The sequence below is a fragment of the Methanosarcina siciliae T4/M genome (genome assembly GCF_000970085.1).
Taxonomy (GTDB): domain Archaea; phylum Halobacteriota; class Methanosarcinia; order Methanosarcinales; family Methanosarcinaceae; genus Methanosarcina; species Methanosarcina siciliae.
This window is the reverse complement of the sequence record NZ_CP009506.1, coordinates 3542206-3554887: the sequence shown is the minus strand read 5'-3', so window position 1 is coordinate 3554887 and position 12682 is coordinate 3542206. Positions and strand designations below refer to the sequence as shown.

The window sequence follows — 12682 nt, the reverse complement described above, 5'->3', positions numbered from 1 at the left end:
AAGACCTCTTTTAATGACATATTTTAAGGATCTCTTTTAATGACATCTTTTACAGACATCTTTTAAGAAAGAGTAAGTTTTTCAAACCTGTCCAGCACTGCAAACATGAATTCCTTCGTCCTGACAAGATACTTCTCCTGTCCGACCATCACTTCCTTCCTCTGGGTAAAAGGTCCGTTTCCCGATTCTCCCCCGAACCGCCGGATCATGGATTCAACTCTTTCTTCATGCACCTCCGGGTGAAACTGGAGTGCCACAACTCTGCCGTCATATATGAAACCCTGATTTTTGCACCCCTCGCTCCGGAAAAGATGTACAGCTCTTTCAGGAAGGTCAAAGGTCCGGGAATGCCAGTGAAAAACCGTGATCTCTTCCGGCAGCCCTTTGAGAAATTCTGGTTTATTTTCCTCTGTCCTGACCGCCTTTACGGGGAACCAGCCCATTTCCCGGTGTCCGTTTTCGTAGATACGGGCGCTGAGGATGTCAGCCAGAAGTTGAGCCCCCAGGCAGATCCCGAGCACGGGTTTTCCTGCATCGATAGCCTGTTTTATGAAGTATTTTTCATCTCTTAACCAGGGGTTTTCGGCGTAGTCGTAGATTCCCATTGGACCGCCCATGATTATGAGAAGGTCGAAGGAGTCGAGGGAGGGAGGGTTTTTGGTTTCGTAAAAGCGGGTTGACTCAAGGGGGTAGCCTCTGGTTTTAGCGTATTCTTCGATTGTGCCGAGGGTGTTAAGGGCTGAGTGCTGGAGGACATGGAGCTTCATGAGAGATCGGTTTAATTTTGGCGAGTGAACTTTTAGAGTTTTCCGTTCACCCCCGGATACCGAAATTACTTCCTTAGCCTCTGAAAGCATTTTTCGATTAACAATAAACATAGAACGTCCCGCTAGGTTGTCTGGAGGTCCGTCTAAAACTCCTAGAAAAACAATAGAGAGCTAGATGCTGAAATGTGAAATTCCCAAATACAGCTTTTATGCCAAGTAGTGTCATGACTCAAAAACTTCTCTATTGCATCATCAAAGTCTTTCTTTCACCAATTATGAATGAGAGACATTAAGAAGCTATTGACAAGTGGGTATTTTGAGTTCATAAGATTTGCATACAGTGAATAATGAGTTATTATATGAAGTATACCCTAGTTGGTATATCCTTAAAGAATGGATGTAATTAAATGATATCTGGATTAATTCAAGGCTCATCTTTTAGGTTCTTAAAAAGGTGAGAATATTCTTTTTCTAATGGTATACGAAGCAGGTCATCTAGTTCTGTGCCATAAAGTGTTTTTACTTTTGAAAGCTGGTCAATTGTTAAGTTCTTAGCTCCCTTAAGTTTAGCTTTAGAAAGGTTAGCTCCTTCAAGATTAGCTTCTTTAAGATCAGCTCCTTCAAGATTAGCTTCTCTAAGGTTAGCTTCTCTAAGGTTAGCTTTAGAAAGGTAAGCTTCTTTAAGGTTAGCTTTAGAAAGGTAAGCTTCTTTAAGGTTTGCCTCTAAAAGTTGAGCACCTTCAAGATGAGCATCTGCAAAGAAGGTCATTTCAAGGTTGGCATTTTGAAAGTTAGCACCTTCAAGATGAGCGCCTGTAAGGAAAGAATATTTAAGGTTAGCTTGAAAAAGACTAGCTTCTTCTAAGTGAGCACCCATTAGAAATGCTCCAGTAAATTTAGCCTCCCAAAGGCGAGCTTTTTTAAGGTTTGCTTTTACTAAGCTAGCTCCTTCGAATTTAGTATTAGAAAGATTGGCTTCCGAAAGGTTAGCTCCTCTAAAATTAGCTCCCTGAAAGTGAGCATCAAAAAGGTCAGCCTCCCAGAGGTAAGTGTCATGAAAATCTAGATACGTGGGTGCTTCAATAATATAGTTAGCATTTTCAACAACATAGTTAGTATCATAAATAAGACGATTGTCTTCAGAAAAATAGTTAGCTTCGTCAGTATTTAAGGAAGGTTTGCATCTTCTTATTACAGTAAGAATTGCTTGAATATCCAAAGACAACTTTTTTGGAGCTTCAACCTCTTCATTATTTACATTTTTATCTTCTATAGGTGAGTTTTTCCTAACGTAGGCCGTTAAAATTTCTATAATTGACCAGTAGTCAGTTTTCGATTCATTTGCAATTCTTTTAAGTGCATATATTCCGCCTAGCCTAACTTCCAATTTGTCATTACCTAACTGCTCAATAGCTCGAGTAAAACGTTCAGTAATTTGCCCTTCTTGAGCAATTTTTAGATTTTCTTGGGTAATTTTCAGGTCTTCCTCAGCAATGGCAATTCTCCTCCATGTGTAGTAAAGACCAATTCCAATAGCAACACCACCTAATATTTGAGCTAGAGTTGCACGGAACTGATTTTCTTGAATGACTTTTTCTGTAATGTCATTTATTCCAGATACTTGCCAGTGTGGAAGTGCAATTAGTAGAAATACAGTGATTATGAAAAGTAAGCTAATTAATGGATATACTTTTACTTTCCCATAGAGTTGTTTCACATCTTTTTTGGCATTATCACCGAGCTGTTTTAACTCCTCTATTAATGTCATAGTCTTTTTCCTTTAATATGAGATGTTTATTTGTCCCTAATCCACAGTGAACTAAAATAAACATTGTCATTTATACTCAAAGGATAAGCGAACTGAAAAGATAAATGGGCAAATCATTCATATTTAAGTGCTTAATTACTCGAATTTTTCGATTAAATATTGTATAAGGAGTTAAATACATCAAAAACATTTTCTGTTTAAATGATTCCAGTATCAAAAGTAGTTAAGAAATACCCTAATATTGCTTATTTTTTTCCCGACGATTTGCTTAAGTCGGAGCTTAAAAAGTGTAGTGAAGATATTCATCCCCTAGCAAAGCAGTTAACTTTCAAAGATAATGATGATTCTTCGTTAGTTTATCTTGAATACGTTGAAAGATGTCTAAATGAATTAAAAAATGAAATAAAAGGGCATGAAACCCATTTCAAAGGGCTTGTGCATAAAGAAAGGTATCATGGAATACTCGCTGAATTGGAAATTGGATTAATGTGCAAAAATATGGGTTTTGAGTTTGAGTTTGAACCCCCTGTACAAAATGGATTTTCAGATATTAAGATTACAAATGCTGAAACGGAAATCTTTATTGAGGTACCTATTAGAAAAGGACTTTCTTTTAACGAAAAAGAAAAAATAGGTGATAATTGTACAATAATGGAGTTTGAAACTAGGCCTCCACAAAAATTTAAAGGGAAAATTATTAAGGAAAGTTCTCAACTGTCAAAGATTCGTCCAAGTATTTTTGTACTTGTTATCGAACCTTCATCTATTTCGGAAATAGAGAGTATTAAACGTGGTTTTGGTTTTAGTTGTCTATGGGGAAAATATATACAGCTTGGTATAGATCCGAGCAAAATAGTAAAAGAGAGAGTTTCCGGACTTTTAATTTATTGTAATTACATCACTAAAAATGAGGAAAATAATTGCCGTTATATAAAAGAAGATACCTTTCTTTGCGTAAATCCCATGGCAAATTTTCCATTACCAACCTCTGTAATCCAAAAATTTGAAATTTATGGAGCAGAGATAATACAACCTTCTATATACCAACTGTAAAAAAGAGGCAGTGCATTTATCACCACCAAATTTGTTGGTGGTTGCCACCACTATAAACTGCATTTCATATGCAGCGTCGAGAATTTTAATCCGGATATCTTATCAAGATCTCTATTTTTATCCTACCGCCCATTGTTAAATGGCATATTTATTGTTTCCATGTCTGTAACAGGGGTGATTATATGAAAAAGTACTACACTGAGAGAGAATTTAACTCAATTCCTAAAATTGAACTTCCAATTTTAAGTAGTTATTTTCTTCGGATTTATAAGCAATTATCTGAGGATATGTTTTTTGAGAGGGGTGAAAAAATTTGGGGACATGAACCTGAATTTTTCATTTTTCGAAAATTAGGTCTTTGGGGCATTTGGCCAATTGAAGAAAATATTGCAAAATATGAGGAATCGACCCTATTTTCTGTTATAGAACTCCTTCATGATTATGTAAGTAGGAAATATTTTGCAGGTGTATCTGAATTTGCAATTGAAGGGGTTGTGTATGAATATGACAAAAAGTATGGTCAAAGAGTATATCGTACTATGGTAAATGATATCCTCAGGTACTACAATGGAGGATATGAACTTTCAGAAGATGGAGAAATCCTAAAGCTCTCACCTTTAGGCTTTGAAACACTCGTTGAAAAAGATATTGAAACAAATGATCCTGAAAATATTGACTTAAGGGTAAAATATTCAATTTCAAAGTTCTCTCGCTACAATTCTTCAATTGAAGATAAAAAAGACGCCGTAAGGACACTTGGTGATGTGTTAGAATATCTTGGAAAATTTGGCATAAAATTAGATAACAAAGACGACAGTGATCTTTTCAAAATAATAAACGGATTTGATATCCGTCACCACAATAGGGAACAGCAAAGAGGTTATGACAAAGATGCTTGGTACGACTGGATGTTTTACACCTTCCTTGCATCTATTCATGTTCTGTTGAAATTGTATAATGAAAAATTAGATCTAAAAATTCAACATACAAAGTAAAGCTCAATATCAAATTTGAGTCGAATAAAACCAATATTCCCAATTTATTTTGCAAACACTTTTTTTCAGATATTTCGAGAAGGGCCGCTTGCTGCCGCAAGCGGTGAGGGCCCTTGTTGTCGATATAAAGAAGAAAATTCCCGAAACTGAAGTCGATATTAACCTCCTTTATTAAAAACTAGGGCCATTTCAATGAATATTTCAGGATTTTTACAGAGGTTGAAATAAACTTATTTATATCTCAGAATGCAGTTGTAAAAGATGATAGAAAATGAATCCTGATATTATCATCCGCAGTTTTATAGCAGCAGTTATATTCTCGCTTATAGCAGTAATTCTGGAAGCAGCTTACTACGGGCTGCGTACCGCGAATTATTCAATTGCCAGTCCTTTTGCCAGTACGTTTATAAACAACCCTTTAAATTATGCAATAATCGCTCTGATATTTATTTCCAGCTTTGTGATAACTTTTAACACGATATCTAAAAGCGAAAGAACGTAAAAAGACACTTTATATCTGACTGAAGGGTACATTAGCCTTGAGAGGTTATTGAAAGGTTTGATTGAGGTTGCTTTTGCTTTTCAGCTAAAGTTTTTATGAAAGCTACAGCGGCTTACAACCTTCCATACTTCTTATACACCTGTTTATTGTTATTTGCATGGTGGCGGTCTCAGCCATTTTGGAGTAAAAAATAGTTTAACAGGTTATGGGTCTGTGATTTGCATTTTTTACTCCGGGCCTAGCAACCTCATCTACACCTGGCGCGGCATAAGAAGAGGCGGGAGAGACACTTCAGGTAGTCCTGAATTGAATCTCTCATTTAGTTAACCAAACCTGCCAGTTATCACTTATATGATACTTTCTGATTTTATACCCCGTTCTATAACGAAAAAGGGCTTTTTCCTTAAGTTTCAAGCTGAAAGGTTATACAAATAGATGTTTTTTTCTTCCCGGTATTCCGGATCACTGCGTGAATCTATGTATACAATTTTATCGTCATAAATTGCAGGCTCTCTTGCATAAGTGCTGTTAGTAATACGAGTTGTCTCATTAGTTGAGATATTGTACATATAAATATCACCTGACCGGTTGTTTCCTGCCCTGTATGCACTTTCCCACACTATTCTTTCACCATATACATCTGGACTGGTCGAATTGCCATCAAAAGTGACCTGACGTGTTTCATGCTTGGTAATATCTCGAATATAGATATTCATTGATCCGTTTTGGGATTCTACCCACACGACAATGTCTCCGTAAATTTTGCCGCCTTTTGCTGTACCACTTCTGCTGATGTCACTTACTCTCTTTGTGGGTATGTCATATATGGAAATGTTTGTACTCCGTTCGCTTGAATTTACCCGATTTGCCTGTGTCCATACGATCTTATTTTCGTAGATAGAAGAACCAAAGTGAGCATGCGTATATGGAGTTAGTTGAACTTCTTTATGGGTGCTGAGATTGTATAAATATAAACTATTATACTGGGCATTTTGATTAGAAGCAGGCTGACAGTCCTCATGTTTTGACCTTACATACACAAGATTATCCCCGTAGATCGCTGGTGTATTGGTGCCTTCTATGTTAATTTCTTTCCCGGTGGAAATGTTATACACAATTACCTTTTCTTCGTCCCACCATGTAATTTTATCACCCTGAATATATGGACTAGTTCCCACATGTCCTAGCCCGGTTATATTTCCAGTAGTCAGGTTATACATACTCGCTGAGTTAGTAGCAGTCTCACCCCATGTAACAATGTTGCCATAGATTGATGTACCCAGTGTTAGCCTCGAACCTATGATCATAGTCTCTTTGCCAGCGTTTACTATTGATGTAAAGCTTATTAGAAAAATCAAAGCCAGTGCTAGATGTATTACTTTGTTTCCCACATTAATCCCCATAAAGGATGTAATACTGGAAAACTACATTAACATTGCTGCTCATTAGCAATATGGGGTAAAAAAGAAAAACGAACACAGGAAACTACTTCAGTACTTCGCTAGAAATCTTTTCTCCATATCTTCTCTCCATTTGTTTACTTCAGACACTCCACTACTAATCTAACCTTCAACTTTCGTCTCAGCCATTCCTCAATTTGTGTAGAGGGCAGAATCAATAAGTCCCTTATTTTTGATTTTGGATAAAATAATCCTCAGCAGTTAGATACCCACGCCAAAAGTTGAGGATTATCACCAATATATTAGTTTCATACGAAACTAATATATACCCATAATACAATTAAGCATCACATTAGTTTCACATGAAACTATTCGTTAAATAACCTGATTTCAAAAAAACTTTCAGTTCAATAAATGAAGAAAGGAAAAATTATGGCGGACCCAAGAGAAATATTCGGCCCGATTGTCCACATCTACCGGATCCATCAAGAGTACATGGCAAAAGAACTCGAAATTTACAGGATTGGAAGCGGGCAATATGATTTTTTAATGGTTTTATACCACAGAGACGGCATCTCTCAGGAATACCTTGCAAGAATGTTGAAAGTAAGCAAAGCGACAAGCACAAGGGCAATCCGGAACCTGGAAAAAGAAGGGTATGTGTACAGGGAAAAGGACGAAAATGACCTCCGGGCTTACAAGGTTTACCTGACAGAAAAAGGGAAGGAAATGAGATGTGTAATTTTTGAAAAACTGGTTTCTTTTATTGATGCCCTTTTTTCGGATTTTACACCGGAAGAAAAAGAAATTTTCAGACTACTGGCCCGTAAAGCTGCATTAAAATTCTTCGAACCAGGGTTTGAACCCCCATCTGAAAATCCTTATTGAACGGAGTAAATAGCGACTGAGAATGAAGACAGAGACGAAAAACATGGAAGTAAAAAGTGAGTTTCTGGGAAAAGAGAGCATAGGAAAACTCCTGTTCAAACTCTCAATTCCTGTAGTAATAGGAATGCTGGTACAGGCCATCTACAATGTTGTCGACACCTTTTTTGTAGGATTGGCCTATGGAACGGAAAGTGTCCAGGCCATTGGTGGGCTTTCGATAGCTTTTCCGGTCCAGATGATAATAATGGCTTTTGGAATTGTCCTCGGAACAGGTGGCTCCTCCATAATCTCCCGTGCCCTTGGAGCAAGGGAAAACAAAAAAGCTGAGAGAACTCTTGGAAACGTTTTTTCCCTGAGTTTAATTTTAAGCGTGCTTATAGCCGTCCCCTGCCTTCTCTATCTTGAACCGATTCTAAGAGTGTTCGGAGCAACTTCCGGAGTCCTTCCATATGCGAGAGATTATCTTAACATTATAATTTTGGGAGGTATTTTCTTTGTATTCGGAGTGGCTGTTCAGAATATTGTCAGGTCCGAAGGAAATGCCCGCTTTGCAATGAATGCAATGCTTATAGGCGGCGGCCTCAACATCTTACTTGATCCGGTCTTCATGTTTGGTTTCGGGATGGGGGTTGAAGGTGCTGCAGTTGCAACCGTACTGTCTCAGGCCGTAGCTTCAGTCTTTCTCCTGCTGTACTACCTTAAGGGAAATGGGTCTGTTTATTTCAGGTCAGAAACCTTGAAACCGGACCTGAAAATCATAAAGGAAATCGGGGCTATTGGCACCGGGTCCTTTGTAATGGAAAGCGCGAACAGTTTAATGATGATTTTCGTGTATAACGCGCTTGCAGATTACGGAGGGGATGTAGCAATTGCCGTTTTCGGCATAACAATGAAAATTAATTCCTTCATCTTCCTGCCCCTTCTGGGTATGGCCTTTGGCCTGCAACCGATTGTCGGGTTTAACTACGGAGCAAAGAAATATGAGAGAATAGTCGAGGCCGTAAAACTGGCTTTGGTAGCGGCAACGACTTTTGGACTTTTTGGCTTGCTCATCGTTTATCTCTTCGCAGAAAAACTTCTCGTTATTTTCAGTGCAGATCCGGAATATCTGGAGCTTGGGAAAATTGCTGCAAGAATTATGTTCCTGGGAACACCTTTGATAGGTTTGAATGTAGTTACAACCACCCTTTTCCAGGCACTTGGAAAAGCCAGACCGGCATTCATTCTTTCTGTTAGTCGGCAGCTTCTCTTCCTGATTCCTGCAGTTATCCTTCTTCCCCGTTTCTACGCTTTAAACGGGGTCTGGGCAGCTTTTCCGGTTTCAGACCTACTTGCGTTCCTGCTTTCCGGATTTATGCTTTTCAGGATATACAGGATTTTCAAAAAGAGTATAACTTCTTCAAAAGTTACCCGGGAGTTGGAAGTGACAGATAAACCGTTACACATCTGACAACTCAGAAATGGATCATCAAACCGTACCATGAAACCGTTTATTGAAAAGATGAATATAATGAACCAGAAAAGCCCAAATCTCCAAAAAATGAAACTAAGCCGCCCTAGAAAGGTAAGACACGGCCTGAAAAATTAAACCCGGATACAATTAGCTTTTTAGAGGTAATCCATGACACTTACTAACATCATAGATAACTTCAAAACGAAGTTAAATCCCTCAAAAATTATGGATTCGCTCGAAAAAACTGCAAGTTTCTACGACGAATCCGAGAATGGCTCAGAGGAAAATGATTCAGAGGAAAGTGGTTCATGGGAGGAACTGCAAAACCCGGAAAGAAGTTCAACCACCGAGTTTTTCAAAAACTCTGAAAGGAGAAGACTCACCAGGGACGAAAGTGAACCACTTATCAAACTAACTGATGTCTGGAAAATTTACCAGATGGGGGAGGTTGAGTTTGCAGCCTTAAAAGGGATAGATCTGGAGATCTACGAAGGGGAATTTCTTGTAGTACTCGGCCCCAGCGGAAGTGGAAAAAGTACACTTATGAACCTTCTGGGCTGTCTCGACATACCTTCAGAGGGCACTGTTTACCTAAATTCAAATGACATCTCAACACTTGAGGAATCCGAGCTTGCCCGCATCAGGGGGCAGATGATCGGCTTTATTTTCCAGAGTTTTAACCTCCTTCCCACGCTGAGTACGGAAGAGAATGTGCTTTTGCCGCTGGAGTTTCAGGAAGAAGATGCACATTTATCCCGAAAAAAGGCCGAATACCTGCTTGAAATTGTCGGGCTTTCGAACAAGAAAAAAAACCTGCCTTCCCAGCTTTCAGGCGGGCAGAGGCAGAGAGTCGCTATAGCCCGTTCCCTGGCCGTGAATCCACCTATAATCCTGGCAGACGAACCAACAGGGAACCTGGACAGCAAGACCGGGGACTACATCCTGGAATTTCTTGACGGGCTGCACGAAAAGGAAAGAAAAACTATCATTATCGTCACCCACGACCTTGAACTTGTAAAATACGCAACAAGAGTTGTGTACATCAGAGACGGCGAGATCGAAAGAATTGAAACACGCACGAAAAACGAATCAGGTACAATAAATGAATCGGATAGGAATTGAGGGATAAAAATGAAAAAATTTTCTTTATTAACAATTTTACTGCTGATTTCAGCATTTGCATGTCTGGGGACTGGCACAGCATTAGGATCAAACGGGGCCATAACTTCCTCATCCCTGGAGGTAAGCCTTACTAATCAGAACCCGGACTATGCTCGCCCAGGAGAACCAGTCGAACTTACTGTTAGCGTTCAGAATGTGGGAACAAAGGATGCAAAAGATATTACGGTCACCGTTAACCCGGAATATCCTTTCAGCAAAATTTCAGGAGAAAACCTTGTAAAGACGGTTTCGTACCTGAATGCCCGGCAGGACGATGACGAGGGAGCTGTCCTCAAATTCAAACTCATGACAGATACCAACGCATCTGCTGATACATACGATATAGACATTGTAACAACCTATAAAACCGGATCAGGATCCTCGGCAACTACATACACCACTACAAAAACTGTCAATATCGAGGTCAGAGGAAAAGAATATGCTCAGATTGTGACCATAGACAAGGCTAATATCGATATTGCAAAAGAAGAGACTCTCGAGTTCATCGTAACGAACACCGGGACTTCCCCCCTGAAGAATATGGTTGTTTCCTGGAAAGACCCTGACGGAGTGATCCTGCCGGTTTACTCGGACAACACCAAGTACATCAAGTACCTGGATGCAGGGGAGTCCGTAACCGTTACTTATTCGGTAATGGCAGATGTAAACGCAGATCCCGGACTTTATACTCTGGACATAACCCTTACCCTTGAAGACTATGACTCAAATGAACAAACTATCAATACTACAGCAGGGGTTTTCGTAGGCGGTGAAACCGACTTTGACGTTTCCTTCTCAGAGAGCGATGAAGGAGAAATTTCACTTTCGGTTGCAAATGTGGGCAACAACATCGCATATTCAGTGAAAGTCTCGGTTCCGGACCAGGAAAATTACAAGGTATCGGGGAGTTCCTCAACGATTGTAGGGAACCTTGAGAAAGGAGACTATACAATCACTACCTTTGACGTTGCGAGCACACAGGGTGCCTTAGGAGCTGAAGGTAGTACAGATGGACCGGGTACTGCAAAAGCAAGTACTGAAGGAGGAAATTTAACCGCTGCCTCCGTGGAAAACAATCCCCTGTTAGTCCAGATTGAATATACGGATGCAAAAGGAGAGAGAATAACCGTCGATAAGGAAGTAGAACTCGAGATTACCGGTGGAACCAGGACTGCTCAGATGGGAAGACCTGGCAATAGCGGTGGCATCACTTCGTACCTACCCTATATCGCGGTTATAATACTTGCGGGCGGAGCATTCGTGTACCGGAAGAAAATACAGGAAAAGATACGGGAAAGAAAAGAGAAAAAACCCGGGAACAAGAAGCCTGAAGTCAACAGAATAACTGCGGATAGCAAAAAGCCCGAAGAGCAGAAATACGTCCATGAGATGTCAAAAGACTGAAAGATCAACATCCACAGAAAACGGAAGGATGCAAGATGAGAAATTCAACCTACCTGAAAATGGGTCTTAACATGCTCCTGCACAGTAAACTCAGGAGCTGGCTGACCATTATCGGGATAGTTATCGGGATCGGGTCTGTTGTTGGAATCCTTTCTCTGGGAGAGGCGATGGAAGAACAGGTGCAGAGCAGACTTGCCGAAATGGACCTGACCCTAATTACCATTTCCCCAGGATATACCAGAGCATCTTCAAACATGCCAGGCCCCCCAGGAATGGGAGGCACATCAACTGATGTCGAATTAACCGATGATGATATCACGGCGCTTCAAGGTCTGGACGGAATCGAATATATAGCCGGGCAGATTTCCGGCAGCGAACCGGTGGTTTATGCAGGGGAAAATGCTACTATGACAATCACAGGAGTGGATCCCCAGGTCTGGCAGTATATGACCACGCTGGAAACACAATCAGGAAGGTTGCTTGAACCGTCTGACAAATATGTAGCAGTCATAGGAAGCGGTGTTGCCAGTGATACTTATGATCAGGAAGTTGGAGTCAATCAGGTAATAGCAATCAACGGGAAATCGGTGCGAGTTGTCGGTATCCTTACGGAAGAGGGGTGGGGTGACAGAAGCATTTACATGCCAATCGATGCGGCAGTAAACATAATTGACGATGCGGAAGACGATGTCTTCGATACTATCACGGTAAAAGCCAAGAGTGAAGACCTGGTAGACGGGCTGATGGAAGATATTGAGGACAAGCTCATGATCTCAAGGCATATTATTCAGGAAGATGACCGGGACTTTTCCGTAAGCGCTTCAAAGTCTATGGCTGAGTCCGTTACCGAGATGACGAGTTCGATGACCCTCTTCCTGGGAGCTATTGCAGCCGTTTCCCTCCTTGTAGGAGCCGTGGGGATTGCAAACACCATGTTTACTTCAGTCCTGGAAAAGACAAAGGAGATAGGGACTATGAAAGCCATTGGAGCGAAAAACAGGGATATCCTCATGATTTTCCTTTTCAATTCCGCAATGGTAGGCTTTGTTGGAGGTATCCTGGGAGTTACACTGGGCGCCTTTGTTTCATCCGGGCTTCAGGCAATGATGGGGCAAATGACTTCTGGAAGCGGAGTCAGTCTTCATCTAATAGTTGAAGGCCTGGTCCTTGCAGTCACAATAGGTATTGTCTCAGGGGTGGTGCCTGCGTACAGGGCCTCGAAGTTAAAGCCAGTAGATGCATTGAGGTATGAATAAACAGATAAACGGAAAAAAGAAAGGAACCCACACAC

11 protein-coding genes are annotated in these 12682 nt (G+C 40.4%); 8 read left to right on the top strand and 3 right to left on the bottom strand.

Going from position 1 to position 12682, the window contains the following annotated elements:
- Nucleotides 1-62: 62 nt before the first annotated feature.
- Nucleotides 63-878, bottom strand: a complete 816-nt coding sequence (locus tag MSSIT_RS14825) for a type 1 glutamine amidotransferase (protein WP_231589865.1) — start codon at nucleotides 876-878, stop codon at nucleotides 63-65.
- 313 nt (nucleotides 879-1191) lie between these two features.
- Nucleotides 1192-2535, bottom strand: a complete 1344-nt coding sequence (locus tag MSSIT_RS14820; RefSeq protein WP_052721671.1) for a pentapeptide repeat-containing protein — start codon at nucleotides 2533-2535, stop codon at nucleotides 1192-1194.
- A gap of 201 nt (nucleotides 2536-2736) precedes the next feature.
- On the opposite strand from MSSIT_RS14820, the gene MSSIT_RS14815 reads away from it, so the two are divergent.
- The 3 genes from MSSIT_RS14815 to MSSIT_RS14805 all read left to right on the top strand — a co-directional run bounded on the left by MSSIT_RS14815 (nucleotide 2737) and on the right by MSSIT_RS14805 (nucleotide 5085).
- Nucleotides 2737-3588 (top strand): hypothetical protein, encoded by an 852-nt coding sequence (locus tag MSSIT_RS14815; protein ID WP_048173362.1) that lies wholly within the window; start codon nucleotides 2737-2739, stop codon nucleotides 3586-3588.
- Nucleotides 3589-3770: 182 nt separating this feature from the next.
- Nucleotides 3771-4583, top strand: coding sequence for a hypothetical protein (locus MSSIT_RS14810; RefSeq protein ID WP_052721670.1), 813 nt, complete (start codon nucleotides 3771-3773; stop codon nucleotides 4581-4583).
- 271 nt (nucleotides 4584-4854) lie between these two features.
- Nucleotides 4855-5085 carry a hypothetical protein gene (locus tag MSSIT_RS14805; RefSeq protein WP_048173360.1) on the top strand — a complete coding sequence of 77 codons (231 nt, stop codon included), beginning with the start codon at nucleotides 4855-4857 and terminating at the stop codon, nucleotides 5083-5085.
- A gap of 410 nt (nucleotides 5086-5495) precedes the next feature.
- Here MSSIT_RS14805 and MSSIT_RS14800 read toward each other — a convergent pair whose 3' ends face one another.
- Entirely contained in the window at nucleotides 5496-6263 is a 768-nt protein-coding gene (locus MSSIT_RS14800; protein WP_231589863.1) for a TolB family protein, read from the bottom strand.
- 636 nt (nucleotides 6264-6899) lie between these two features.
- Between MSSIT_RS14800 and MSSIT_RS14795 the strand changes: the two genes are divergently transcribed.
- The 5 genes from MSSIT_RS14795 (at nucleotide 6900) to MSSIT_RS14775 (ending at nucleotide 12647) form a co-directional block, all read left to right on the top strand.
- Complete coding sequence (locus MSSIT_RS14795) at nucleotides 6900-7373, top strand: MarR family winged helix-turn-helix transcriptional regulator (protein ID WP_231589861.1); 474 nt, start codon at nucleotides 6900-6902, stop codon at nucleotides 7371-7373.
- A gap of 22 nt (nucleotides 7374-7395) precedes the next feature.
- Nucleotides 7396-8823: an MATE family efflux transporter gene (locus MSSIT_RS14790; RefSeq protein WP_231589856.1), complete on the top strand. Its 1428-nt coding sequence runs from the start codon at nucleotides 7396-7398 to the stop codon at nucleotides 8821-8823.
- A gap of 171 nt (nucleotides 8824-8994) precedes the next feature.
- Nucleotides 8995-9948: an ABC transporter ATP-binding protein gene (locus tag MSSIT_RS14785; protein ID WP_148705726.1), complete on the top strand. Its 954-nt coding sequence runs from the start codon at nucleotides 8995-8997 to the stop codon at nucleotides 9946-9948.
- A 9-nt stretch (nucleotides 9949-9957) separates the two neighbouring features.
- The gene (locus MSSIT_RS14780) at nucleotides 9958-11391 is read left to right on the top strand and encodes a COG1361 S-layer family protein (protein WP_048173355.1); all 1434 of its coding nucleotides are present in this window, start codon (nucleotides 9958-9960) and stop codon (nucleotides 11389-11391) included.
- A 35-nt stretch (nucleotides 11392-11426) separates the two neighbouring features.
- On the top strand, nucleotides 11427-12647 hold the full coding sequence (locus MSSIT_RS14775) for an ABC transporter permease (protein WP_048173353.1): 1221 nt from the start codon (nucleotides 11427-11429) through the stop codon (nucleotides 12645-12647).
- The last annotated feature ends 35 nt before the right edge of the window (nucleotides 12648-12682 follow it).